We start from the raw sequence: 25,263 nt of genomic DNA, 5'->3' as shown, positions 1-25,263 counted from the left end.
AAATATAAACTTATTGAGGAAAACGATTAAAAATCAATGGCATCATAGATCACTTCCTGAATTTTTGATCGTACATCTTCCCTTATTAATTTTCTGTTGTTAGAATCGGGGAAGGTCCGGTTAGACAAAAATACGTATACTATCTCTTCTTCCGGGTCTGCCCAGGCAAAAGTTCCGGTAAATCCTGAATGGCCAAAGCTTGACATAGAAACGCAATTACAGGTTGGACCGGAAGTTTGCAGTTGTGGTTTGTCGAATCCAACGCCGCGCCTTACATTTTCTTCACAATAATAACAGGTGTTAAACTTCCCTACGGTTTCTTCCTTAAAGAATTTTTCTCCACCATAGGCACCATTATAAAGAAAAACATGCATCATTTTGGCAACATCATTAGCGGTGCTAAAAAGCCCTGCGTGTCCACCAATCCCACCTTGCATGGCTGCCCCCTGATCGTGAACATAGCCATGGACCACCTGGCGGCGCCAAAGTTTATCATTTTCGGTAGGTACTATTTGCTCCTTTTTAAATCTCGTTAATGGTAGATAACCCGTATAATTTGCTCCCAATGGTTTGTATAAATTTTCCTGTGTAAGGCTTTGTAGAGTAGTCTGGTAATAAGCTTCAAGGTAATATTTCAGGATATAAAATGGAAGATCGCTGTATTTATATTCCTTTCGTGGCTCCAGTTTGCTTTCTTTTATAATATCTAAAATGGTATCCTGCATATCATTACGGATATACATTTCATCGGCTACCATAGTATTGAAATCTGCTGAGGCTGTTTTCGCGTAATAAATAGTAGACGGTTTTCGCGTTACCTTGTCAATAGTTGGAACATAAAAAGGTAACCAGGCTTTTAAACGCGCATAATGCATAAGCATATCCTGAAGTTTAATATGTCCCTTGTTTGAACCCTCAAATATTGGAAGCAATTCATCCAGGCGGGTATTAAAATTTACAATCCCGTCTTCTTCCTGTTGCATTATAAGAGGAAGCGTCGCGAGGATCTTGGTTAACGAAGCCAGGTCATAAAGCGAAGTATCACTAACGGGAATATTCTTTTCATAGGTATGATGTCCAAAATTCTTCTGATAAACAACCTTCCCTTTCCTGGCAACAAGAATTTGGGCACCCGGAGTCATTTCCTTATCGATGGCGTCTTCCATGATGCTGTCTATCTTCTGAAGTTTATAGGAGTTGAGTCCTACATTTTTAGGTTTTCCATAGGACATTCTGTTAAGACCTTTTGTTTGGAAGCCAGTCCCCACAGGAAATTCATTACCTAAACTTACAGGCAGTACACCCCTGGCTTCTATCCCACCAAAGATTACCTGCGCCAGCTTTTGCTGGGCAATTTTATTATTTTGATACCCAATTACAATTCCTTCCAGATTTTGCGTGGGTAACGGAGTTAATGCATACGGCCGGGTAAATAGCCCGAGGATAGTGGTATTCCTTCTGGCAATTTCATGGATCCATTCAATTTCCCGGGGTGAAAATTTGAAACCTGCCCAGGGATTCACATCGGGTTTATGAAAACCAATTACTACATAATTGTATTTCTCAAGTTTTTTCAACAAAGCTGAAATGGTGGTCGCACTAACCCAATCTACCTTTGCATATTTTCGCATTTGAGCCAAAAACTCACTCCCATCGGCATCTCCAAAATTCACGTAAGCTATATTCTTTTCCTCCAGATCTTTAACAGGAACTACCGCTCTATTATTTTTAAGAAGTGTGAGGGAGTTTTCCACCAAATTTTCAAATAGCGCACTGTCTCTAACCGTTTTTAATTCTTCGTAAATATAACCAGGATCCACAGGCTTATAATCATTTAAACCAACCTTATACTTAGCTAAAAGAATCTTCTTTACAGAATGGGCTAATCGCGGCTCAGAGATGGTTCCCTTTGTATAGGCATTGGTAAGAGTTTCTATGGCTTTAGGTACATCTTTAGACATTAATAAAATGTCATTTCCGGCCAGAAAAGCAGCAAGATCTAATTCACCAGGTGCCTGATAACCTGAGGCAGCTTTCATATTCAGGGCATCGGTAAAAATAAGACCGTTAAAGCCCAATTGATCTTTAAGGAGATCAGAAATTATATTTTTACTAAGGGAAGATGGTAAATTCTCCTGGGGTTCAAGTTCCGGCACATTCAAATGAGCTACCATTACGCTGGAAAGACCTTCCCTGATAAGAGGATAATAGGGATAAAGCTCAACCTCTTTGATCCTTTCTTCTGAAAAACTTATTGTAGGAAGTGTTTTATGCGAATCAGATTCGGTATCGCCGTGGCCAGGAAAATGCTTTGCGCTCGAAAGCACTCCTTCCCTGTGCATGCCTTTCATGAAAGCAACAGATTTTTCGGCTACATTTTCCTTTTCTTCCCCAAAACTTCTGTTCCCGATAATGGGATTATTAGGGTTGGTATTGATGTCTACCACAGGAGCAAAAGTAATGTGCACTCCCATTCTCTTGCTATGCCTGCCAATAGCCGCCCCCGCAGATTCAATTAATTGGTTGTCTTTAATGGCTCCCAGGGTCATATTCCAGGGAAGGGCAAATGTAGAGTCAAGACGCATGGAAAGGCCCCATTCGGCATCCATCCCTATTAGTAAAGGAAAATCGGATAATTCCTGAAATTCGTTGTGCAGACCTATCTGTCTTTTGGGGCCTCCTTTGGAAAAAATGAGACCGCCTATTTTATGTTCCTTAATAAGTTTGCGGGTCCTGTTCAGTTCTCTTTCTGAAGCACTGGAGAAAACATCTACCATAAATAACTGGCCAATTTTCTCATCCAGGCTCATTTGTGCATAGACGCTATCTACCCATTTCTTTTGTGCTTCGGCATCATCGGCCAGTAAAGGATGTGCATTCTGCCCGGATAAATTAAAGCTTATAAAAATGAGGAATAAAAATAGAAAACGAATCTGACCCTTAAAATTCATCATTTTAAAAATCTGTTGTGCCAGCTTTCGGAAGCAGGAACCTCCCAGTTATTGATATATTCAGCCTTAGTATTTACGAGGTTATTGAATACAATAGTATTTGGAGAAACCGATTTATTTTTGGCCATTTTCCTAAAATCAGTCAGAGACTTATAGGCCACAAATTCTCCTTGTTTGTAAGAAACGTTCATCTTGTCCAGAAGGTCCACATTATAGTCTTTCTCAAGTTGTTGTATAAAAGCAACAGATGCATCTATAGAGCAACCCGAGGCAGGATTAAGCTTTTGGTCCAATCCTATAGTGATAAAACGCTTGTATTTAATCTCGTAACCTGCTTTTAGCTCGGAGCCGTGTACGGTCCATTGGGTGAGAAAATCATCTAACCTTCCTTTTATTTCTTCTAATTCTTCCTGGGTAAAAGACCGGTTGGCCTGATAAACCCAAACACGGGCAGAGCCCGGCAGGTTTTCAAAGGGTACTAACATTTGCTGTAAATTTAGGTAAGCACAAAACTAATTGATTTCCCTGGTGGAATTCAAATATAGTACCAGTTTTTAGTGTTAAAAATCCCTTATAAATCTTCAGCTGAAGCGATAAGTTCGGCTACGTCCATAACCGCAATATCATCCTCCTGATTTTTGCTCTTTACCCCATCGGTCATCATGGTATTACAAAACGGGCATCCCGCGGCGATAACTTCAGGTTCCACTTCTAGAGCCTGTTCGGTCCTTTCGATATTAACATCTTTATTGCCGGGTTCAGGTTCTTTGAACATCTGTCCGCCTCCTGCACCACAGCATAAACCTTCGCTCTTGCATTTTCTCATTTCAATGAGTTCTACCTCGAGTTTACGAAGTAAATCGCGGGGCGCTTCATATTCGCCATTGCCACGCCCCAAATAACAGGGATCGTGAAAAGTGATACGCTTGCCTTTAAATTTTCCGCCTTCAACCTTTAACCTACCTTCTTCAAGAAGTGATTTCAGGAACTGGGTATGATGCACCACCTCGTAGTTTCCGCCCAGGGCCGGGTATTCGTTTTTGATGGTGTTAAAGCAATGGGGGCAGGCTGTTACTATTTTCTTTATTTCATAACCATTAAGCACTTCAATGTTGGTCGCGGCCTGCATTTGGAATAAAAATTCATTTCCTGCACGTTTTGCCGGGTCTCCGGTACAGCTTTCTTCAGTACCCAGAACAGCAAAATCCACTCCGGCGTTATGTAAAAGTTTTACAAAGGCTTTGGTTATTTTCTTTGCACGATCATCAAAACTTCCGGCACAGCCTACCCAAAATAAAACTTCGGGTTTCTTGCTTTCTGCCATATATTCGGCCATTGTAGGTACCTTTAGTGCTTCTGCCATAATTGTATAATTTTATTCAAAATTTTTTTCCTGATTAGTTTTAATTCTCATTAACCCAGTTGAGACGATCCTGTTGATTATAGGGCCAGGGCGCACCATTATTCTCAATATTTGTCATAGAGATTCCTAATTCATTAGGAGCAGCACTCTGTTCCATAACAAGGTACCGGCGCATATCAAGAATAATCGAAAGTGGATCAATTCCAATTGGGCAAGCCTCCACACAGGCATTACAGGTGGTACAGGCCCAAAGCTCTTCCCGAAGAATATAATCATCCAGCAATTGCTTGCCATCATCTTCAAATTTTCCATTTTTATTGATAATCTCTCCTATTTCTTCCACCCGATCGCGGGTATCCATCATAATTTTTCGCGGCGATAATTTCTTTCCTGTCAGGTTTGCGGGACATTCGGAGGTACACCTACCACATTCGGTACAGGTATAGGCATTGAGTAATTGCACCCTGTTAAGATCCATCACATCGGAAGCCCCGAATTTTTCGGGTTCGGCATCGGCATCTTCTTCGGCAGGGGCTGCAAAAGGATCGGCATCGGGATCCATCATAAGTTTCACCTCCTTTGTCACGGCTTCAAGATTATCCATTTCTCCTTTAGGCTGAAGTTTGGAATAATAAACATTAGGGAAAGCCAGCAGAATATGCAGGTGTTTTGAATAATATAAATAATTCAGGAAGATCAATATTCCCAATATATGAAGCCACCAGGCTGCTCTTTCAATAATGATTAAGGTGGCGTTGCTCATTCCATCGAAAATTGGAAGAAGGAACTGACTAACCGGGAAAGCTCCAACAATACCCGCTTCCTGCGAATAATGTGCAGCACCGTTTAGCTGAAGTTGGTAATCTGTAGCATTCATCACCAAAAACAGGAGCATAAGTACCATTTCAAAATATAGAATATAGTTGGCATCATTCTTAGGCCAGCCTTTTAATTCTCTGCTTAAAAATCTGTAGATATTGCTGATGTTTCTACGTGTCCAGAATATAATTACTCCAATAAGAACCAGAAGTGCCAGGATTTCAAAAGAACCGATGAGGAAGTTATAAAACCCTCCCATAAAAGACAGAATACGGTGGGTTCCAAACAAACCATCAATTATAATTTCCAGAACTTCGATATTGATGATTATGAAGCCCACATATACTATAACGTGGAGAATTCCAGCAATGGGTCGTTTCACCATCTTACTCTGCCCCAATGCTATTCTGGACATTTTAGCCCACCGTTCGCCGGAACGGTCGCTGCGGTCAATTTCTTTTCCTAATTTAATATTGCGGATAAGGCGTTTTACATTTCTGGTAAAAAACCATATGCCGGCCACCAGGGCCAGGAGGAATAAAATCTGGGAAATAATTTGCATAACAGGTTGGTTATTTTAAAGAATCCTGCGGCGGCTCATAAGGCCCTGGATTTTTTCCAAATACAGAGAAGTGAACATAACGCTTAGGATTCAGTTTTATATCTTGTAATAGTTGGTCCAGCTGTTTCGTTGCCCTGTCAAGATTATCATATACCTTATCGTCATTAAGCAATTTTCCCGCAGTTCCCTGGCCGTTACTCAGGTTACTGGAGATCTGTTCAAAATCGGCGACCACACTTTCAATATCATTAGTGATCTTGCCTATATTCATTGTGGAAAGCGTATCAGAGAATTTATTGAAATTGGTAGACATCTCATCCAGATTTGTAAAAGTCCTGTCTAATTTAGATGAGTTGTTTTTAACCAGGCCTTCCAATTCATAAGCGGTTCCTTTGAAAGAACGGGCCGTCTCTCCCAGGTCATTAAAAGTACTTCTGATATTGTTACGGGTGCTATCATCCATAATCTTATTTAACGCAGTTAGCAAAGAATCGGCGCTCACAATAGAACTTTCTATTTTTTCCTGAAGTGGGGTAAGTTTATCATTTACCAGTTCCATAATCCCTTCCTCTACTTCACTTTTTAAAATATCTCCGGATTCAGCGATTTCAGGATCCTCATAATTGGGGATGATAGACAAAGACTTCCCGCCAATTATTCCTCCTCCATATACCTTAGCGATGCTGGATTTAGAGAATTTAAAATCATTTTCTACGCTAAATGTTACCCGGATCAATCCAGACTGGTCTACAAAATCAATATTAGTGATCTGGCCAACTTTCAGGCCGTTAATAGTCACTGGAGAAGAAGGAGATAAACCTTCCACATCATCATACATGGCGTAAAAGGTCCTGCTCGAATCGAGAAGATTTTTTCCTTTCAGAAAACTGTAACCAAATATTAGGAGAATTATAGCTGTAATCGCTAAAAGGGCAGTTTTTACCTCACGTGTAAATTTCAAGAGCTATTTTTTTTGAATATGCACAAATTTAGAAATAAAATAGAAAGATCGCTCTATTTAACCTCAGATTTTAACGCCTCATTAACCGTAATCTTTTTATCATCTTTAAACGCGACTATAAAACTTGAAGGATATCCATTCTCTTTTGCCTCTCTATGTAATTCCTGAATTCTCATATAACTCGAGGTATCTCCATAATAGTATTTATAAAGCTTATCCTCTTTTGCACGGGTTACATTCCTAAGCCCCTTGAAGTTGTAGGGTTTGGTGTCGAGTTTGGTGCTGCCGGCTGCCAACTGAACTTTAAAAGTAATACCATCATAATAATCTGGAGATTCAGCATTCCCTAATTCCCGGTCTGAAATACTTTCAAGAGTATTTAAATTAATGCTTTCCCCATATTTAATTATAGCATCAACAATCGCATTCGAAAGGTTTTCCTGCCCCTTTCTACTGTTCAAATAGGGACCTTCATGATTATTGGTTAAAAAGCCTGTTTCGATTAAAACGCTGGGCATAACTGCATTCCTCAACACAAGAAAACCAGCCTGTTTTACGCCTCGATTTTTACGTTTTAATTTATGAGTAAAATTTTTCTGAATAAAATCGGCTAGAAGTATACTCTGGTTAAGATATTCCTCCTGCATAAGTGCCATCCCTATATAAGACTCAGGGGAATTGGGATCAAAACCATCGTAGGTGATTTCATAATCCTCCTCGAGAAAGATCACAGAGTTCTCTTTTTTGGCTACCTCAAAGTTTTCCTGGGTTTTATGAAGTCCCAGCACAAAGGTTTCGGTGCCGTAGGCCTGTGAGTTATGGGCGTTTAAATGTACCGACACAAAAAGATCGGCATTAGCATCGTTGGCTATTTTAGCGCGTTGGTTAAGCTCGATAAAGACGTCGCTCTTTCGGGTGTAGATAACCTCTATATCTCCTCTTTTTTCCAGGGCTTTCCCCACTTGCAAAACAATATTTAAAGCAATTTCCTTTTCTTTGAAACCATTACCTCTGTTCCCGGGATCTTTTCCGCCGTGACCGGCATCCAATACAACTACAAAACGATCTCGTGGCGGCTTTTCAGTTTCAGAAGCATACAGGTAAGTTGCTGGCAGAAGAAAAATTAATACGAAAAGTTTAAGTAGGTTCGTTCTCATAAATACGTAACGCAAAGTTTGGGGTGAATATTTTAATTACTATTTTTCCTTAAATCTCAAATCCAAGCTGAAAAAATATATGTAATTTTGAATTCGCAAAAAGCGAGCCATTCCTTACAAAAATAGCACTTAAAGCATTGCAACCAACTAAACTTAATATACTTTTTTTCTCTATTTTTTTTCTGTTTCAGGGGATTATTACCGCCCAGGAAATTGGGAAAAAAGACGGAATTGAGATTGAAGCCCGGCGCGATACCCTGGTCTCGGTTGGAGATTCGCTTCCTCTTGCTCAAAGTATAAAATCGCTGGATACCATTATTGGAGACGCTATTGTTCAGGATACCATTAAGCCACAGGGAAATCAACTTATCACCGATGTGGTTACCTATACCGCCAAAGATTATATGCGGATTAGCCAGAAAGAAAACAGAATGTATCTTTATAATGAAGCCGAGATCACTTATGAAGACATGATTATAAAAGCCGGGCTAATTGTTATCGATAATAATAAGAATGAAGTTTATGCCTATGGTATCCCCGACTCTACCGGAGCATATTCACAAAAACCGGTGTTCACACAGGCCAACCAAACGGTAGAACCCGATTCAATTCGTTTTAATTTTGATACAGAAAGGGCCCTCGTGTATAATTCAAAGACTCAGCAAGCTTCCTTTAATGTTCTGGGGGAAGTTACCAAGCGTGAAAATGATTCGGTTTATTTTATGCAGAATGTACGCTTTACTACTTCTGAAGATGTAGAAAACCCCGATTATTTTTTCTATGCCCGGCGAATCAAATTCGTCCCGGATAAAAAAATTGTTTCAGGCCTTGTAAATATGTACATCGCCGATGTCCCTACGCCTTTAGGCTTACCTTTTGGGTATTTCCCCATGACCGATGAGGAAACCTCGGGTTTTATACTACCTAGTTTTGGCGATAGCCGGAGAGGATATTTTCTGCAAAATGGAGGGTATTATTTTGCGATTAGCGATTATGTAGACCTTATGGTGCTGGGAGCCTATTATACCAACGGTAGTTATGAGCTAAGTACAGAATCCAATTATGCAAAACGATATAAATACCGGGGTAATTTCAGATTAAGATATGAGAACCAGTTGGATAGTGAACGTGGTTTTCCCGATTATGCCGAAAGGACCCAATATAATATACAGTGGACGCACAATCAGGATGCCAAGGCAAATCCCAATTCACGATTTTCTGCATCGGTTAACCTTGGGAGTAGTACCTATTACAAAGAATCGGTAAATCAAGGAAATACAGGTAATTTCTTAAACAATACCTTGAGCTCTTCGGTGTCTTACAGTAAGACTTTTGAAGGAGAGCCCCAGGTTAATTTAAGCCTTGCTGCAAGGCATTCCCAGAATACCAATACGCAAACTATTAATATGAGTTTGCCAACCGCCCAGTTGAGCATGTCCAGAATCTATCCCTTCGCTCCAAAGACGGGAGCTAAAAAGGGCTTTTTCGAAAACATCAATTTACAGTATAATTTCAGGGGAGAAAACCAGATCCAGACTACCGATTCCCTCTTTTTTAAGCCAGAAATGTTTGAGGGAATGAATTTTGGTGCCAAACATACCATTCCGGTTTCCACCAACTTCAAGGTGTTCAAGTATTTGAGTGCAAGTGTAAATGCCAATTACGAAGAAAACTGGGTTTTTAAAACCTTTGAACGCTCCTGGGATGAGGCGGCCAATATAGAAGTTATCGATACTATTAACAAATTTGATTCCTACCGAACTTATAATTTCAGCACCAATATAGGAACTACAATTTACGGTTTAAAAAACTTCGGAAAAGACAAGAAGATACAGGCTATACGCCACGTTATGCGCCCTAATATAAGTTATAATATTAATCCTGCCTTCGATCAGTATTATGATAGTTATGAGCGTATTAATCCAGCAAATCCTTTGGAAACCAATATGGTTGACTATTCCCGATTCCAGGGAACCCTCTATGGCCCACCGGGAAGAAGGTTTTCAAGCTCGATTGGTTTAAGTCTAAGCAATACCCTGGAAGCCAAGGTTCGCGATAAAGACAGCACAGCAACCGAGCCCAAAAAGATTACCCTGCTTAACAACTTTTCTTTGAATACTTCTTATAATCTGGCGGGAGATTCCCTGCGCCTATCCCCTATTTCTTTCCGGGGAGGTATCCCCATAATTCAGGATAAACTGGATATAAATGTAGCCGGGAATATTGATCTCTATGCCCTGGACAACAACAACCGAAGGATCGATAAGCTTAATATTGAAAATGGAGGTAGTCTTTTCCGGTTTACCAATGCCAATATAAGTTTTGGGTATTCTTTTTCCAATGAGGATTTTGAGGGTGGTGCTGAAGAAGATGATGAGCTGGAAAATGAAACTTACAGAAATGGTGGCCGCCGTGATGATCTCTTTGGAAAGGGCACCGACATGGACGGGCGATTCTATGATGAAGATGATTTTGAAGACGAGAGCCGCGACGAACGTGACGATAGATGGTACAATTATAAGATTCCGTGGGATCTACGCTTATCCTATACGATGACCTATAATAATAGGGCCCGACAAAATGAGATCACTTCACATTCCCTCATGTTTTCGGGAGATGTGGAAATTTCACCAAAATGGAGAGTTGGTGGTTCTTCAGGCTACGATTTAAAAGAACAAGGTTTCACCTATACGCAATTGCGCTTTCAACGAGACCTCGATAGTTGGAGAATGACTTTTAACTGGGTGCCTTTTAGCGAACGTAGCTCGTGGTACTTTTTTATAGGAATTAAATCATCAATCTTAAGCGATATTAAATATGATAAACGACGGGAACCAGACCGTCAATTATAAAACCAGAACAGTATGAAAAAGATTATCAAAACCAAAAATGCACCGGCTCCTATTGGCCCCTATAATCAGGCGGTAATGAGCGGAAATATGCTTTTTATTTCAGGGCAGATTGCTATTAATCCTACAACCGGGGAGCTGGAAACATCAGACCTTAAAAAGGAGACCAGCCTTGTAATGGAAAACCTTAAAGCCATTCTTGAGGAAGCAGGTTTAAATTTCGAAAACGTAATTAAAACCTCTATCTTCATAAGTGATATGAATAATTTCTCCAAGATAAATGAAGTTTACGCTCAATATTTTGATGCAGAGACCGCACCTGCCAGGGAAACCGTAGAAGTGGCAAACCTGCCTAAATTTGTAAATGTGGAGATAAGTGCTATCGCAGTAAAAGCTTAAGCCTTTACAAAAGCCTAATTAAATCCCCTGAATAAGCAGTTTAGCTGTAGCAGGATTTGTTGCCAGTGGAATATTGTGTACATCACAAATACGCATTAGCATAAAAATATCTGGTTCATGCGGATGTTTGTCCATTGGATCCCGAAAGAAAATAACCATTTGGATCTGACCCTCTGCAACTTTGGCAGCGATTTGTGCATCCCCGCCAATAGGACCGGAAAGTAATTTTTCTACTTCAAAGCCTGCGGTTTCGGTTTTTGCACCCGTTGTTCCCGTGGCGATAAGGTGGATGGCTTTGGATTGCAGAATTTCCCTGTTTTCATTTAAAAACTGAACCATTTCGGCTTTCTTCCCGTTATGGGCAATTATTGCTATTGTTTTCATCATTTTAAGTGGAAAGGATATCTGAAATTCTTAATAACTCTTTATTGATCGTTGGTTTATCTTTTAAAGCCTTATCCAGATCGCAGGCTTCAATCTGATTATTCATCATTCCCACCATTACATTATGCTGCCCATCCAGAAGTAATTCTACCGCTTTTACACACATGCGGCTGGCCAAAACCCTGTCAAAACAGGTGGGGCTACCTCCACGTTGTATGTGGCCTAATACGGTTACTTTAGCATCATAATAGGGTAGATTTTCCTTAACATAATCTGCCAATTCAAATACATTTTTTCCTATTTTATCCCCTTCTGAAACTACCACAATACTGGAGGTCTTACCTGAGCGCCTGCTTCTTTCGAGGGAATTTAATAATCTATCGAGGCCTAAATTCTCTTCGGGGATAAGGATTTCTTCTGCACCGGCACCAATTCCACTATTTAGCGCTATAAAACCGGCATCCCGCCCCATAACTTCCACAAAGAATAACCTATTATGAGAGCTTGCGGTATCTCTAATCTTGTCTATTGCCTCCACCACAGTATTCAAAGCCGTATCGTAACCAATAGTATACTGGGTTCCAAAAATATCGTTATCAATTGTACCGGGAACTCCCAGTACCGGGATGCCGTGTTCTTTAAAGAGTACCTGGCCGCCTTTAAAAGTACCATCCCCACCGATAAGAATCATAGCGTCTATGCCAAGTTTCTTAATATTAGCTGCTGCTTTTACCCGGCCTTCTTCTGTTAAAAATTCTTTAGAACGCGCAGATTGCAGGATAGTACCTCCAAGTTGAATGATATTGCGCACACTACGGGCATTAAGCTCCATGTAATCATTCTCAATCATTCCCTGGAATCCTCTTTTAAAACCAAAGCATTCCACGTGATAATAGGCGCAAGCCCTGGTTACGGCTCGTATTGCAGCATTCATTCCAGGGGAATCTCCCCCGGAGGTCATTAATCCTATTCTTTTTATCCTTGGTGACATATTTTTCTCGTATTTAACATTATAAATCTACAAACAAAGCCTTAAATAGCATCGCCCCCACTAAATTTTAATTTTAAAATAATATTGAGTTTAAATCACCCCAGAGGTTTTACTCCCTAAATTAATTGAATCGTTCCTCCGGGAAGTTTATGTAATCTGGCGCGATTGATTTTGGCGAATTTTCCTGTTTCTCCTCTTCTTTCGATTTTATATTTTCCTTATCCAGGATTTTCCGTATCAATTCCTTGAAGGTATCGAAATCTACCGAATAGGAAAGTCCAATCCCTTGAGTGAAACCAATTTCTTCACCTATAAACTGGATATTATTTTCGCGATTAAAAACTTTGGCCCTCAAGGAACCGTCTTCATTCAGAAGAAAATCTATCTGAAGGTCTCCCACAATTATTGATTCTGTAACTCCTCCGATAGGTACCCCCACCTGCCCATTAATTATTACCCGGTCGCTTATTTGTGTAGAAAGGGTTAAACCAAATCTGTCTACAGTTTGTTGGTCTGGGGTGCGGTCTCCCTGAACATAATTTACCCCAACCTGGAATTTACCGTCTTCATCAGCAAAAATATCATTGACTATACTTGATGCTCTCTCGGCAAGGGTTCCCGTAATAGCATTTTGGCGTAACCCAAATTCACTATAAAAAGATCCCTGGGTGACCAGGAAAAGGGCCTGTAATTCACGGCTAGCCCTATCATCCATTCGGTATTCCAATTCTGAACGCACCACCGAGCTGGCATTAGGGAAATCAATTTCAAAAGTAATATCGGGTTGGATGATCTCTCCCTGAAGATCTATAATTACTTCAACCGGGATTTTTCTGTTTATACTGGGGTTTTCAAGCAAAACGGCAGGGTTGGCATTGAGTTCGTAGATGGCGCGAACATCAAGCTGTGCGCGAGCGGGATTGCCATCCCAGTTAATACTTCCGCCAGATTCGACTTTAAAAACCTTTTGAACCAACCCGGCATATTTAAAGTTATAAACCCCTTCGTAGGCTACAAAATCCCCCCACATATTAAATTTCCCGTTGGTATTGATTTCCAGTAAAAGGTTTCCGGCACCACGCCCCCGAAGTGTACTTCCACTGGTTTGATCTACCACTACTTCAACTTCGGCATCATTGGTTACGTCCAGATCAAAAATCATTTCAATTCCTTTTACCTCCCGGGTTACGATTTCCTCACCTGCCTGGCGCGCTGCCTTTTCTTCTGGGCTAAGGAAATAGATATAAGAATTATCTCCTGCCGATTCGGTTTCATTCAAAGGAATTTTAAAAACCGTTCCTCTTTCGGTAGTAGCATTTACCTCTATCACAAGCTCATCGGTAGGACCTGCAATCCTGGCATCTCCACTAATAAAAGCAGTCCCATAATACAGGGCATCTTCGCTGGCCTCGGTATCGAGTACCAAAAGCCTGTCGGTAGTAACATCCAAATTAAGCATCCATTCTCTGAAATTGCGATGCCTTATATAGCCATCAAGAATTCCCCGGGTACCATATTTAGTATCTCTTATCTCAATTTCATCAAAATTAAATTGTTGTTCAGAAAGGCTCACGGTTGCGGCTTCCATAAAATCCAGGTCTACGTTAAGATAAGGAATTCCGAGGCCGGCTTCCTGAAGCTTGAGTTGCCCCGAGAACTCCGGGTTTTTGTAATTTCCGGAGACTCCTGCATTCCCGGAAGCAAATCCCCTTATATTACTAATTACCTCCCCTCCCAAAGGGCTAAATGCAGCCAAATTTAAGCGGTCCAGTTCTATTGCCAGGTCTATAGAAGGTTCATTACCGCTCACATCAATATTTCCCAGGGCCGAGAGGGATTCAAATTCCTTCTTCCGTAAGCTCGCATTAATATTGTAATTGGAAAGATCTTCATTTCCTTCCACATCGATAACCAGATTCCCAAGGAGATTATCATTAATGTCCAGAGAGTCTATCCTTAAGGAAGTATTGGGGTAATATGCTCCATCTTCCTGTAAAAGATCAAGTTTTCCGTTAAGAACTCCTGCCAGGCGAAGGCTATCGATTTGTGGTGTGATTTTGCCGATATCAACCTCGTCAAATTCCATGCTGAAATTTTTATAGGTGCTGTCCCGCAGTACCCCATTCAGCCTAATTTCTTCATTTTGATGGCTCATCACCAGGGAATCTATCGTGATATCCTGAAAATTATTATCAAAGACTATTTTGTTACTTTTATTACGATCTTCATTGATATACCAAATATTTTCCCTGAAACGGATATCTGACCGCTGAATTCCCACCACCGATTTATTTTCCTCATTTATGGTATGGAAAAGATTTATATTAAATACATCGTCATTTTTCTTTCCTCCCTGGAATTCTGAGCGGATAAAAAGCGTATCCCTTTGTGTTACATTAATAAAGCTAAATTCTGAAAAGTTATAGACTTGAGTAGAAACGCTATCTGACTCAAAAAAGGTATTATAAATCGGGTTGGTATTATCAACCTGCAGATTTACGTTTTCAAACATATTTCCGAAGAGATCTATTCTGGGGGACTTGAAGGTGATCTTGAATTCAGATTCGTCTGATTCCACCCGGCCTCGAATAAAAGTATTTGGCGCTAAAGTTATTTCTGGGTAAAAAACCTCTACAATCTTGTTATAAATATCAAAATCGAATTCCATAAACTGGTTACTCGTAATGGTTTCGGGCTCATAATTCGTGTAAATGCTCCCAAGGGAATTTTTAAACAAGTCAACGATTTCAGCAACCTGGAAAACACCCTGGACCTTCCCGCTAATCACATCGGGGGAATTGATCTCTAAGGTCCTTACCTGGCCTTCGAAACTGGAGACTATGCTAAAATCATCAAAATAATAAAGATCATTTTGATTTCTATATGAGGTATTAAGCAAAAGAATTTCCCCAAAGGCATTATCTACCGTGGTGCCTTTCATATTCATAATCACATCCCCTTTAAAAACCGAGATACTATCCCTTGTTACCAGGTTGAGCTTATTCAGGTTCGCATAACTCACTGCAGCCTCGAAGTCATACACATTTATTTCTTCAGAAAGGTCGGCCAGACCATTAAATTCCATTCTTAAATTGGGGTCGTTAGCCATAAGCAAACCATTAAATACAGGCTGGCGCATATCCCCAATCACCCTGATATTCGAGTAGCTGTAATTATTGAATTCCAGCTGGGATATCTGTCCCTCCAGGCGAGCGCTTAGACTTTCCTGATCGAAGCCTGTGCCATCTACATTTAAGTTGAAACTGGTTTTTCCCAGATTTTTATTGTTGAACAATCTTCCTAAATTGAACTCCTTCAAAACCAGGTTTCCTTTGTATTCTGCAAGTTTTACGCTGCTGAAGTTATTAAGGGTAAAAAAGGCTTCGGCATCGCCAAGCTGGGTACTGAGGTCGATATCGGCATCCAGGGAGTTTTTGGTAAGCAGCGCATCCCCCACTATCCTGATATTTCCAAAATCCCTAATGTTTTCGGGTAATTTTCCACGAAGATCCCCAGGTAATAAATTTATTAGATCGTAATAGTTGGAGGTGAATTCCTTAAATTTACCATTGATTCTCAAATTTTCTCCCGCAGGGGAAAAGGCACCTTCAACGCTCACCCGGCCATCCACGCGGCTGCGGTCCATTCCGTTTAAATCAAGTTCCTCCAGCGTAAAATCATTGAGTGTCCCACTAAATTTAGTGTCAAAAACCAATAGCTGATTCTTTCCAAAATCATCGTAAAATGCTTTTAAATCTGAACTTGAAACACTAGTATCCTCAAATTCTCCGGTTATCTGTACCTTATTGGTGAAATCGGAAAAATCGCTTAGGGCATAAACCAGTTTTAAATCGGCTTTAATCAGAGAATGCGGGGTTTGAAGCAAGAGTTCATCCAGGACCATTCTGGTTGGAGTATAAGTAAAATCGGTACTCAGGTGATTTATGCTGAGGCCCCGTTTTTCGTTGCCTCGAATATTGGTGATTTGAGTGCTTATTTTACTCCCCTCTATCTCAAAGTCCTTCGTTAGAATAGCTAAATTATCGAGAATGATTATTTCGGGCTTATCTCGATTTTCATCTCTGAAGCTATAATGCCCATTTAGTACTTCCACGGTACTCACATTCAATTTGAAGACCGTTGAATCCCCGGTGGGTTCCTTTTTTAATTTATTGAGAAAGATGGCCAGATTGTCCTTATCCTCATTAGGATATTTTTTCATTTTGAGCCTGAAACCGTCCAGTTGCGTAAATCCTAAAGAAGGCTTCCCGCCTATTATATTGGAAAGACTTAATATTGAAGTACGTAGCTGCCGGGCGTGCATTAGTGTATCGGCATGGTGATCTTCCACAAAAATCCCATTGAGCTTAACTTTACCAAAATATCCTAAACTTACCCTTTCCACCGAAATATCAACATCGTTGTTTTCTTTTAGGGATTTGGTTATCCTTCCGGCCACCGAAGTTTGAACAGCCGGAATAGAGAAAATTATAAGAAGTAGAATAAAAAATAAAACCAGCGCAACCACGGTTCTAGTTAATATTTTCCAGAATTTTTTGATACGCTTTTATGTTTTAACTTTGTACACAATATTAACAATTTCTATGCCCCGTATTTCTTAATGGCTTCACAAAATATTTACATTTTAGGGATCGAATCTTCCTGCGACGACACGGCTGCGGCCATACTTCATAACGGTAAAATTTTATCTAATGTTGTGGCCACACAAGAGGTCCACAAGCAATATGGCGGTGTTGTTCCTGAACTCGCTTCCAGGGCACATCAGCAAAATATTGTTCCGGTAATCCACCAGGCCATCACTCAGGCAAATATCGTTAAAAAAGATATAAATGCAATCGCTTTTACACGCGGCCCCGGACTTATGGGATCTTTGCTTGTAGGAACTTCTTTTGCAAAATCATTAGCTATGGGGCTGGACATCCCTATAATTGAGGTAAATCATATGCAGGCTCACATCCTTGCCCATTTTATTGAGGAAGATGCTTTTGAAAAACCGGAGTTTCCCTTCCTTGCCTTAACCATAAGCGGAGGGCATACCCAAATCGTTAAAGTTTCCGACTATTTCCAAATGGAAGTTATTGGTGAAACCACAGACGATGCTGTGGGGGAAGCCTTTGATAAGAGTGCAAAAATCCTGGGTTTACCCTATCCTGGCGGGCCTCTTATCGATAAATATGCCCAGCCGGGAAATCCAAAAGCTTTCAAATTTCCCAGACCTAAAGTGGCGGAACTCAATTTCAGCTTTAGCGGATTTAAAACTGCGGTGCTCTATTTCATTCAGCGGGAAACCAAAAACACCCCTGATTTTATAAAGGAAAACCTCGAGGATATTTGCGCTTCTATTCAATATTCCATAGTTGGAATTTTAATGGATAAACTGAAAAAAGCGGTGAAACAAACCGGAATAAACCGTATTGCCATTGCCGGAGGGGTTTCAGCAAATAGTGGAATAAGAAATGCATTATTTGAAGCCGAAAAGAAATACGGATGGAAATGCCATATTCCTAAATTTGAATATACTACAGATAATGCCGCCATGATCGCCATTGCCGGGCATTATAAATATCTTGAAAAAGATTTCGCCGATTTTTCCATCACCGCCCAGGCCAGGTATAAATTTTAGTTTATGCAACTTTTTTATAATCCTGAAATCGACGAAAATCAAAAAAACATTGAATTCCCCCGGGATGAAAGTAAACATATCATCAAGGTTTTACGAAAGAACACCGGGGATGTTCTGGAAGTCACAAACGGAAGGGGCTTCCTTTTTTCTGTAAAGATAACCGATGCTAACCCTAACCGATGTAAAGCAGAAATAATCGCTTCTGAAAAAGAAGAACCAGATTCCTGGCATCTTCATATGGTCGTGGCGCCCACCAAAATGAATGATCGCTACGAATGGTTTTTGGAAAAAGCTACAGAAATTGGTTTGCACAGGATTACTCCTGTTATTTGCGACCACAGCGAAAGAAAACATGTGAAGCTTAATCGCTTTGAAAGAGTTTTACAAAGCGCTATGAAACAATCGCTGCATGTAAGGCTTCCGCAGTTAAACGAAGCCGAAAACCTGGAAGATTTTCTAAAAAGGGAAATTCCAGGGCAAAAGTTTATTGCCCATTGCGAAGAGGGAATGGAACGCTTTCAGCTAAAAGATAAAATTTTGGCTTCTTCTGAAGTAACCATATTAATTGGTCCGGAGGGGGATTTCTCTCCCGATGAGATCAAACTTGCCCTCAAAAATGGCTGGCAGCCGGTGAGTCTTGGCAATAGCCGCTTAAGAACAGAAACCGCCGCCATTGTAGCTTGCCATACGGTTGCCCTTGCTAACCTGTAATAGGATAAAAACTTGTATTTATTTTCTATTTTTACCAAAATCCATAATGCTATGAAGATTTGGTTGGCTGTTATGCTTATTGTCCTGGGAATTTCCGGGGCTTCTTCACAAAAGATCGCGCTGCTTAAATATGATGGCGGGGGCGACTGGTATGCTAACCCTACTGCCCTGCCTAATCTTATAAAATTCAGCAATGAAAAGGCTAAAACTTCCATAGACTCCAAACCGGAAACCGTAAGCCCGGGAAGTACAGATATTTTTCAATATCCCTTTATTCACATGACAGGTCATGGAAATGTATATTTTAGCGATGCAGCTTCCGAAAACTTACGGAATTACCTTTTAAGCGGGGGCTTTTTACATATTGATGATAATTACGGAATGGAACCTTATCTACTGGAGGCTTTAAAAAAGGTATTTCCAGACAGGGAATTACAGGAATTAAGTCCTGCACATCCTATTTTTAAACAGGCTTTTAATTTTCCTAAGGGTTTGCCAAAAATCCATGAACACGACAATAAACCACCACAGGCCTTTGGAATTTTTGAAGAAAAACGTCTGGTACTACTGTTTACGGTAGAAAGCGATCTCGGCGATGGATGGGAAAGCCCTGAGGTTCATAACGACCCTGAAGAAGTTCGACTTGAAGCTTTAAAAATGGGGGCTAACATTCTTAAATATGCTTTTGAAAATTGATGCAACTTCACCACGAACAAACTAAATTCAAGAAAAAGAAGTTCCCTATAGTGCTCTTATTGGACAATATTACCGGTGAGGCTAATATTGGCAGTATCTTCAGACTGGCAGATGCTTTTAATGTTGAGAAAATAATATTTACCGGTACTCCACCAAATCTCAAAAGTAACCGCTTGAAGAAAACAGCTAGAAGCACTCACCAAAGAGTGCTTTGTGAAATAAAAGAAAACAATCTAAAGGCTGCTGAAAATTTGAAATCCCAAGGATATTTGCTTTATGCCTTAGAAATAACTTCAGACAGCCTTCCAGTTGAGGATTTTGAATACCGGCCCGAAAATCCTCTTTGTATTATTCTTGGAAATGAAATTTCAGGAATTGCAGAAGATGTACTGAAAATTACAGATAAAAGACTGCATATCAATATGTATGGAGAAAATAGTAGTATGAATGTAGCGCAGGCAGCCGGAATTGCGCTTTATGAAATAACAAAAACAATCCTTGCTTTCAACAAGAAATAATATATTTACCCTGTGAATTCAAAAGCAATTACTTTAGGAATATTACGTGCAGCCGGTATTATGGTAGGTATTATCCTACTACTTTATCTGTTATACGAGATCCAATCTGTACTTATTTATATAGCAGTTGCGGGAGTAATTTCCTTAATTGGGCGTCCTGTGGTGCTGTTTTTAAAGCACCGGCTTTTAATACCTAATAAATTGGCGGTTATTATGGTGCTCCTCCTTGTGCTTTCTATGCTCGTAGGGATAGTTTTTGTATTCGTGCCCATTGTTATTGAACAGAGTCAGCATCTGGGCCAAATCGATATTGAAGCCTTCCGAAGTGATCTTAATGAGCTCAATCAGGAAATCAATGATTACCTGGGGGTAGATGAAATCAATATCATCGAAGGTTTACGTCAAAGTGAATTCTTCAGGGATTTTGATATTGGAGGGATTCCAAAATTTTTGAACAATGTCTTTGGAATATTAGGTGCAGCCCTGATAGCCATTTTCTCTGTGATCTTCATTTCTTTCTTCTTACTAAAGGATAGTAAATTAATGTTGAATTCTATCCTGGTTTTCGCCAATCGCGGCGAGGAAAAGAAATTCCAGAGAGTATTTAATAAAATTAAAATCCTGCTTTCGCGATACTTCGTAGGCCTCTTTTTGCAGATTACGGTGTTATTTCTGTTATATACCATATTGCTAAGCGTTTTTGAAATTAATAATCCTGTGGCCATTGCCTTTATTTGTGCATTTTTAAATCTTATTCCTTACCTGGGGCCGATTTTCGCCGGTATTTTAATGGGCTTGTTTGTGATCTCCAGTTTTCTGGGGGCCGATTTCTCTACGGTAATTTTGCCAAGACTGGGTTACGTGATGCTGGGTTATGGAATTTGCCAGGTGATAGATAATTTTATCTCCCAACCTATGATCTTTGGCGCGAGTGTACGTTCGCATCCCCTGGAGATCTTCCTAATTATCCTAATTGCCGGTTTGCTTTTCGGAATCGCAGGAATGGTAGTGGCTGTGCCTTTTTATACCGCCCTGAAGGTTATCGCTAAAGAATCTCTTAGCGAATATAAAATTGTGAAAAGGCTTACCCGCGATCTTTAAATCTTCTGCTTTGAATAAAGCGCTATTAAAACCCGAAATTCAAAAGTTTATCAGGAAAAATCTGAAAACCGAAATTTCGGGCCTTGTCCTGAAAGGAAGCCCTTTTCCAGAGGTTTCTTCTGTCGAAATAGCCACGCAAATTTCAGGTTTAAAAACGGCCAGCAGAAAGCTACCAACCTGGTTTGACACCCAAAATATTTATTATCCGCCTAAATTAAACCTGGAGCAAACCTCTTCAGAAATAACCGCAAAATATAAGGCTTCCCTCATAAAAGGAAAACGAATCATCGACCTTACCGGTGGTTTTGGTATCGATGATTATTTTTTTGCTGAAAACTTTAAGGAACTAATCTATTGCGAATTAAACGAAGAGCTCGCCAAAATCGCCAAACATAATTTCCGGCTGCTGGGAAGGAATAATATACATATTGTTGCAGGCGATGGTTTAAAAACGCTCGAAAACTGCGATAAAAGTTTTGATGTAATCTATGCCGATCCTGCCCGCCGGAATGATCAGGGCGGAAAGGTTTTTAAACTCGCAGAATGTCTTCCTAATATCCCGGCTAACCTGGATCTTTTTTTCAATAAAGCCAATAGAATAGTTATTAAAACCTCTCCGCTATTGGATATTAAAGCTGGCTTAACCGAATTAATACACGTATCTAAGATCCATATTGTGGCGGTAAATAATGAAGTAAAGGAGCTTCTATGGTTTATGGATAAAGGTTTTTCAGGTTCTCCTGAGATAAAAACCATCAATTTTACTAAGAACCGCCAGGAAGAATTTTCAGGAGACATCATAGACAAACCTGAAATAAGTTTCAGTCTACCCAGGAACTATCTCTATGAGCCAAATGCCGCCATTATGAAAAGTGGTCTTTTTGGACTTTTAGCCGAAAAAACCGGCGCCTTTAAACTGCAAAAAAACTCCCATTTATTTACTTCAGAAAAAATAATAGAATTTCCTGGTAGAAAATTTAAAATTATTGATGTAAAGGACTTTAAACCTTCTATATTAAAGAAAGAATTTAAGGATGAAAAGGCGAATATTACCACCCGTAATTTCCCTGATAGTGTTGCAGGTTTACGCAAACTCCTAAAAATTAAAGAGGGCGGGGAACGCTACCTTTTCTTTACTACAAACCAGGAGAATAAAAAAATAGTTCTCGATTGCCGAAAGCTTTAAGGCTTAAAATTAAACCGAACCCGGTAGGCTATGGTTTAACCACCTGTTGCTGCCTGGTAAGGGAGAACATAAAATAAAATATTGCCCAAAGGGTTAGCGCGATTACTCCTGCCAGGGTAAAGCTGCCAAGAATGTACTGCCAAAATCCCTGGATCAAGTCTGTAGCCGAATCAAAGTCTTCCGGCCGTAATTCCCATCTAAAGCCTCTACCGGTAATAAAAGATCCCACCTGGTAACTGGCATACACGATTAAAGGTATCAGCGGTGGAATACTTATGTTGGAAAATAAGAAAGCTACCACCTTGTTTAGTTTTAAAACTGCGGCCAGGCTGAAAACTAACAAAGTGTGAAACCCCCAAAAAGGAGAAATTCCTACAAATACCCCTAATGCTATGGCTGCAGCTTTTTTATATGCCGGCTCCTCACTTTTAATTATATTTTCTTTCCAGAAGCGTTTAAAACCTTTTCTTCTGAAATCATTATAAGTGTCCCTGGGGTGAATATAGAAGAAACTAACCAGCACAAACCAGATATAAAGCAGTGTGATACGGCTTATATCCCAGAATGGCCTGAAATGGGTTACCCGGTTTTCTTCTTCGTAGAATACTTTAATAGGAATGTTCTTAACCTTAACCTTACGCCAGGCTGCTTTTACAATTACCTCAATTTCTAATTCAAACTTTTTGGTATAAAGTCTTAACTCATTAATTGTTTTAAGGGGATATAAGCGGTAACCGCTTTGAGTATCCGTCAAATTGATTCCGGTTACGACCAAAAACCAGAAATTAGAGAATTTATTTCCCAGGCTGCTTTTCCCCGGAATCCCCTCCTGGGTCATATTGCGATCTCCAACCAATAGTATTTCGGTGCCGGATTTCTTATTCTCCAGTTCACCTAAAAAAATATCAAGATCATCGGGATAGTGTTGCCCATCAGAATCTATAGTCACTGCATATTCATAACCAAGTTCTTCAGCGATTCTGAAGCCCTGTTTTAAAGCTTCGCCCTTTCCTTTATTTTGTTCAAAGTGGTGAATATTTATTTCAGAAAATTCCTGAAGTATTTCAAAGGTAGAATCTGTAGAACCATCGTTAACTACCACCAGATTGGATGTATAAAGCAGCAGATCCTGCAATACACTCGCCAGGGTTTTTTCATTATTGTATGTGGGAATAAGGATGCAACAATTAAGATCCTCAAATCTGGCTTGATGTAAAGGTGTACTGCTCAAATCTATCTTTATTTTGCGGCGAAAGTAATTAAATTAATCCGTATATAGCGTTGATTTTTAAGGAAATACCCTCACTGGTTTTAGCTATTCCCTTAAGCCTGATTTCTTGGTTGTTATGCTCAAAATGATACTCCAGAAACAATTCGTTATCGATATTAGGATCTACCACCGCCATAAATTTCACATTATTGGCCTTTTTTAATTGCAGCGAAATATTCAAACGACGCTCAACATCTTCTTTGAATAAATGCATCAGGATAACTCCCGGGGTAACAGGACGCCTGGGAAAATGACCCTGATAAATCTCGTGGTCTTTATTGATTTTTATGAGGCTAATGTAATTTTCACCTTCCTGCCTTGAGGATTCCACCGAATAAAAGTCTTTTAAAAGCATCTGTTCTTTTTGGATATTATCACTAAAATATATTGAAAAATAGGATTAAAACAGCCGGGAGCTTATAAATTAATTTTAGAAAATTTTCGGACCCCAGACTAAAACCTTTAAAATCTAATTAGTCTACCGTAACGGTTTTCATTTCAGAGGTTGCAAGAATTTTGCCGGTTTCATCTTCTGTTCTTGCTCCTACCGAAGTAACATTCTTAAATTCCTGGAGGATTTCCACATAAGTAGTAAGGGTGCTTCCGGCCTTTGGTAAGCTAAAGATCTCGACCGATTTGATCGAACCAATAAAACCTGTTTTCGGTTTTTCCAGTCCCGCTAAAAAACCCTGATACCCCCGCCACAACGACATGCTTTGAGCCATATGCTCAATAAGACCCGGTTCAGAAAAAACAGCATTCTCCACCAGAATATTATCTTTCGGAATTACAAACCCGGTTTTTCCCGTACTTTCGGTATATTCCAGGAGCCGGTCTACCATTACAAAAGGCGGTTTCTGCGGAATTAATTCCAGAATGCGTTCCATTTCCAGGATAGGTTTTTTCAGTATACTTTGATCCATAAATATGATGTTAACTGATTTATCCAGCTTTATTAAAGCAAGGCTATTTGTATGGGAAAATTCAAAAAATTAAATATAAGCTTTTTGACGGCTTTTGCCTAGTCTGATTTGACGATTCAACAAAATATTCGCCTGTATATTACCATCACGGCAGATCTCTCCTTTGGAAATATTAAAGGAGGCTTATAAAATTAAAAATTTTTTTTTGGTTAAAATTCTGATGCAAAAGTGATTAATAAAATCCTTTATTTTTAATGCTTGTTTTAGCCATAAAAAGTTTGGAAGCTACCTAAGTAAAAGTTACATTTGCAACCGCAAAATAATTGCAACGTTCATAAATATTGGAGAGGTGGCAGAGTGGTAATGCAGCAGCCTGCTAAGCTGTCATCCTTTTTGGATGCCCGGGTTCGAATCCCGGTCTCTCCGCAAGATTTTTAGTCTGTGGATTATTTATTCTCCTTTTCAATAGAAAAGACAGGGATAGATTTCCTCCGCTTCCCGACTGCTTCAGTGTATTTTGGAACGGAAAAGGCTAAAAATTAAAACGATAGCGCAAGCTATCAAGCTACGGGGTGTAGCCCTGACCTTCGTCAGGATAGACTCCGCCCGGTTCCCGGTCTACCTTTAAAAGTGACCATGAACCAAAAACTTGAAATAATGAACTACAGCGCAAGCTGTAACCTCGGGGTGTAGCGTAGCCCGGTTATCGCGCCTGCTTTGGGAGCAGGAGGCCGCAGGTTCGAATCCTGCCACCCCGACAAAGAAAAGCCCTGCACGG

At 40.0% G+C, this 25,263-nt stretch carries 20 protein-coding genes and 2 tRNA genes; 10 read left to right on the top strand and 12 right to left on the bottom strand.

The window, feature by feature from the left end; genetic code table 11:
- Positions 1 to 26: 26 nt before the first annotated feature.
- The 6 genes from BUW93_RS08550 to BUW93_RS08525 form a co-directional block, all read right to left on the bottom strand.
- Positions 27 to 2,951, bottom strand: coding sequence for a glycoside hydrolase family 3 N-terminal domain-containing protein (locus tag BUW93_RS08550; RefSeq protein WP_081211132.1), 2,925 nt, complete (start codon positions 2,949 to 2,951; stop codon positions 27 to 29).
- Positions 2,951 to 3,436 (bottom strand): ABC transporter ATPase, encoded by a 486-nt coding sequence (locus BUW93_RS08545; RefSeq protein WP_081211130.1) that lies wholly within the window; start codon positions 3,434 to 3,436, stop codon positions 2,951 to 2,953. The genes BUW93_RS08550 and BUW93_RS08545 overlap by 1 nt, the downstream gene beginning before the upstream one ends.
- An 86-nt stretch (positions 3,437 to 3,522) precedes the next feature.
- Entirely contained in the window at positions 3,523 to 4,314 is a 792-nt protein-coding gene (locus BUW93_RS08540) for a (Fe-S)-binding protein (protein WP_081211128.1), read from the bottom strand.
- Positions 4,315 to 4,354: 40 nt separating this feature from the next.
- A complete protein-coding gene (locus BUW93_RS08535) occupies positions 4,355 to 5,695 on the bottom strand; it encodes a (Fe-S)-binding protein (RefSeq protein ID WP_081211126.1) in 1,341 nt (446 codons plus the stop codon).
- A 10-nt stretch (positions 5,696 to 5,705) separates the two neighbouring features.
- Positions 5,706 to 6,656, bottom strand: coding sequence for an MlaD family protein (locus BUW93_RS08530; RefSeq protein WP_081211124.1), 951 nt, complete (start codon positions 6,654 to 6,656; stop codon positions 5,706 to 5,708).
- A 53-nt stretch (positions 6,657 to 6,709) separates the two neighbouring features.
- Positions 6,710 to 7,813 (bottom strand): N-acetylmuramoyl-L-alanine amidase family protein, encoded by a 1,104-nt coding sequence (locus BUW93_RS08525; RefSeq protein WP_081211122.1) that lies wholly within the window; start codon positions 7,811 to 7,813, stop codon positions 6,710 to 6,712.
- Positions 7,814 to 7,950: 137 nt separating this feature from the next.
- On the opposite strand from BUW93_RS08525, the gene BUW93_RS08520 reads away from it, so the two are divergent.
- A complete protein-coding gene (locus BUW93_RS08520; RefSeq protein WP_081211120.1) occupies positions 7,951 to 10,665 on the top strand; it encodes a putative LPS assembly protein LptD in 2,715 nt (904 codons plus the stop codon).
- 12 nt (positions 10,666 to 10,677) lie between these two features.
- Positions 10,678 to 11,061, top strand: coding sequence for a RidA family protein (locus BUW93_RS08515; RefSeq protein ID WP_081211118.1), 384 nt, complete (start codon positions 10,678 to 10,680; stop codon positions 11,059 to 11,061).
- An 18-nt stretch (positions 11,062 to 11,079) separates the two neighbouring features.
- Here the strand turns inward: BUW93_RS08515 and BUW93_RS08510 are convergent, their stop codons facing one another.
- From BUW93_RS08510 to BUW93_RS08500, 3 genes are all read right to left on the bottom strand, one after another.
- Positions 11,080 to 11,445, bottom strand: a complete 366-nt coding sequence (locus BUW93_RS08510; protein ID WP_081211234.1) for a methylglyoxal synthase — start codon at positions 11,443 to 11,445, stop codon at positions 11,080 to 11,082.
- A gap of 4 nt (positions 11,446 to 11,449) precedes the next feature.
- Positions 11,450 to 12,436: a 6-phosphofructokinase gene (pfkA, locus tag BUW93_RS08505; protein ID WP_081211116.1), complete on the bottom strand. Its 987-nt coding sequence runs from the start codon at positions 12,434 to 12,436 to the stop codon at positions 11,450 to 11,452.
- 121 nt (positions 12,437 to 12,557) lie between these two features.
- On the bottom strand, positions 12,558 to 16,964 hold the full coding sequence (locus BUW93_RS08500; protein WP_081211114.1) for a translocation/assembly module TamB domain-containing protein: 4,407 nt from the start codon (positions 16,962 to 16,964) through the stop codon (positions 12,558 to 12,560).
- A 93-nt stretch (positions 16,965 to 17,057) separates the two neighbouring features.
- Between BUW93_RS08500 and tsaD the strand changes: the two genes are divergently transcribed.
- Genes tsaD through BUW93_RS08470 form a run of 6 tightly spaced genes read left to right on the top strand, consistent with a single transcriptional unit; the run spans position 17,058 to position 22,292 of the window.
- Positions 17,058 to 18,080: a tRNA (adenosine(37)-N6)-threonylcarbamoyltransferase complex transferase subunit TsaD gene (gene tsaD, locus BUW93_RS08495; protein ID WP_081211112.1), complete on the top strand. Its 1,023-nt coding sequence runs from the start codon at positions 17,058 to 17,060 to the stop codon at positions 18,078 to 18,080.
- Between the two features lie 3 nt (positions 18,081 to 18,083).
- Positions 18,084 to 18,791 (top strand): 16S rRNA (uracil(1498)-N(3))-methyltransferase, encoded by a 708-nt coding sequence (locus tag BUW93_RS08490; RefSeq protein ID WP_081211110.1) that lies wholly within the window; start codon positions 18,084 to 18,086, stop codon positions 18,789 to 18,791.
- 51 nt (positions 18,792 to 18,842) lie between these two features.
- Complete coding sequence (locus tag BUW93_RS08485; protein WP_081211108.1) at positions 18,843 to 19,487, top strand: DUF4159 domain-containing protein; 645 nt, start codon at positions 18,843 to 18,845, stop codon at positions 19,485 to 19,487.
- Positions 19,487 to 20,005 carry a TrmH family RNA methyltransferase gene (locus BUW93_RS08480; RefSeq protein WP_081211106.1) on the top strand — a complete coding sequence of 173 codons (519 nt, stop codon included), beginning with the start codon at positions 19,487 to 19,489 and terminating at the stop codon, positions 20,003 to 20,005. The genes BUW93_RS08485 and BUW93_RS08480 overlap by 1 nt, the downstream gene beginning before the upstream one ends.
- A 60-nt stretch (positions 20,006 to 20,065) precedes the next feature.
- A complete protein-coding gene (locus tag BUW93_RS08475; protein ID WP_394334623.1) occupies positions 20,066 to 21,106 on the top strand; it encodes an AI-2E family transporter in 1,041 nt (346 codons plus the stop codon).
- A 10-nt stretch (positions 21,107 to 21,116) separates the two neighbouring features.
- Positions 21,117 to 22,292 carry a class I SAM-dependent methyltransferase gene (locus BUW93_RS08470; RefSeq protein WP_081211094.1) on the top strand — a complete coding sequence of 392 codons (1,176 nt, stop codon included), beginning with the start codon at positions 21,117 to 21,119 and terminating at the stop codon, positions 22,290 to 22,292.
- Positions 22,293 to 22,320: 28 nt separating this feature from the next.
- Here the strand turns inward: BUW93_RS08470 and BUW93_RS08465 are convergent, their stop codons facing one another.
- From BUW93_RS08465 to BUW93_RS08455, 3 genes are all read right to left on the bottom strand, one after another.
- Positions 22,321 to 23,523: a DUF2062 domain-containing protein gene (locus tag BUW93_RS08465; RefSeq protein WP_081211092.1), complete on the bottom strand. Its 1,203-nt coding sequence runs from the start codon at positions 23,521 to 23,523 to the stop codon at positions 22,321 to 22,323.
- A gap of 28 nt (positions 23,524 to 23,551) precedes the next feature.
- The gene (locus tag BUW93_RS08460) at positions 23,552 to 23,917 is read right to left on the bottom strand and encodes a hotdog family protein (RefSeq protein WP_081211090.1); all 366 of its coding nucleotides are present in this window, start codon (positions 23,915 to 23,917) and stop codon (positions 23,552 to 23,554) included.
- A gap of 118 nt (positions 23,918 to 24,035) precedes the next feature.
- On the bottom strand, positions 24,036 to 24,485 hold the full coding sequence (locus BUW93_RS08455; protein WP_081211088.1) for a hypothetical protein: 450 nt from the start codon (positions 24,483 to 24,485) through the stop codon (positions 24,036 to 24,038).
- A 343-nt stretch (positions 24,486 to 24,828) separates the two neighbouring features.
- On the opposite strand from BUW93_RS08455, the gene BUW93_RS08450 reads away from it, so the two are divergent.
- Both BUW93_RS08450 and BUW93_RS08445 read left to right on the top strand, forming a co-directional pair.
- A tRNA-Ser gene (locus tag BUW93_RS08450) sits at positions 24,829 to 24,911 on the top strand.
- A 257-nt stretch (positions 24,912 to 25,168) separates the two neighbouring features.
- Positions 25,169 to 25,243, top strand: a tRNA-Pro gene (locus tag BUW93_RS08445).
- The last annotated feature ends 20 nt before the right edge of the window (positions 25,244 to 25,263 follow it).

The organism is Salegentibacter sediminis, from assembly GCF_002078605.1.
Taxonomy (GTDB): Bacteria; Bacteroidota; Bacteroidia; order Flavobacteriales; family Flavobacteriaceae; genus Salegentibacter; species Salegentibacter sediminis.
This window is presented reverse-complemented; position numbering and strand designations above follow the sequence as displayed.

What these genes read in the sequence shown, in the direction of transcription:
- BUW93_RS08550 (WP_081211132.1), bottom strand. Translation starts at nt 2,951, where the DNA reads ATGAATTTTAAGGGTCAGATTCGTTTTCTATTTTTATTCCTCATTTTT.
- BUW93_RS08545 (WP_081211130.1), bottom strand. Translation starts at nt 3,436, where the DNA reads ATGTTAGTACCCTTTGAAAACCTGCCGGGCTCTGCCCGTGTTTGGGTT.
- BUW93_RS08540 (WP_081211128.1), bottom strand. Translation starts at nt 4,314, where the DNA reads ATGGCAGAAGCACTAAAGGTACCTACAATGGCCGAATATATGGCAGAA.
- BUW93_RS08535 (WP_081211126.1), bottom strand. Translation starts at nt 5,695, where the DNA reads ATGCAAATTATTTCCCAGATTTTATTCCTCCTGGCCCTGGTGGCCGGC.
- BUW93_RS08525 (WP_081211122.1), bottom strand. Translation starts at nt 7,813, where the DNA reads ATGAGAACGAACCTACTTAAACTTTTCGTATTAATTTTTCTTCTGCCA.
- BUW93_RS08515 (WP_081211118.1), top strand. Translation starts at nt 10,678, where the DNA reads ATGAAAAAGATTATCAAAACCAAAAATGCACCGGCTCCTATTGGCCCC.
- BUW93_RS08510 (WP_081211234.1), bottom strand. Translation starts at nt 11,445, where the DNA reads ATGAAAACAATAGCAATAATTGCCCATAACGGGAAGAAAGCCGAAATG.
- pfkA (WP_081211116.1), bottom strand. Translation starts at nt 12,436, where the DNA reads ATGTCACCAAGGATAAAAAGAATAGGATTAATGACCTCCGGGGGAGAT.
- tsaD (WP_081211112.1), top strand. Translation starts at nt 17,058, where the DNA reads ATGGCTTCACAAAATATTTACATTTTAGGGATCGAATCTTCCTGCGAC.
- BUW93_RS08490 (WP_081211110.1), top strand. Translation starts at nt 18,084, where the DNA reads ATGCAACTTTTTTATAATCCTGAAATCGACGAAAATCAAAAAAACATT.
- BUW93_RS08485 (WP_081211108.1), top strand. Translation starts at nt 18,843, where the DNA reads ATGAAGATTTGGTTGGCTGTTATGCTTATTGTCCTGGGAATTTCCGGG.
- BUW93_RS08480 (WP_081211106.1), top strand. Translation starts at nt 19,487, where the DNA reads ATGCAACTTCACCACGAACAAACTAAATTCAAGAAAAAGAAGTTCCCT.
- BUW93_RS08475 (WP_394334623.1), top strand. Translation starts at nt 20,066, where the DNA reads ATGGTAGGTATTATCCTACTACTTTATCTGTTATACGAGATCCAATCT.
- BUW93_RS08460 (WP_081211090.1), bottom strand. Translation starts at nt 23,917, where the DNA reads ATGCTTTTAAAAGACTTTTATTCGGTGGAATCCTCAAGGCAGGAAGGT.
- BUW93_RS08455 (WP_081211088.1), bottom strand. Translation starts at nt 24,485, where the DNA reads ATGGATCAAAGTATACTGAAAAAACCTATCCTGGAAATGGAACGCATT.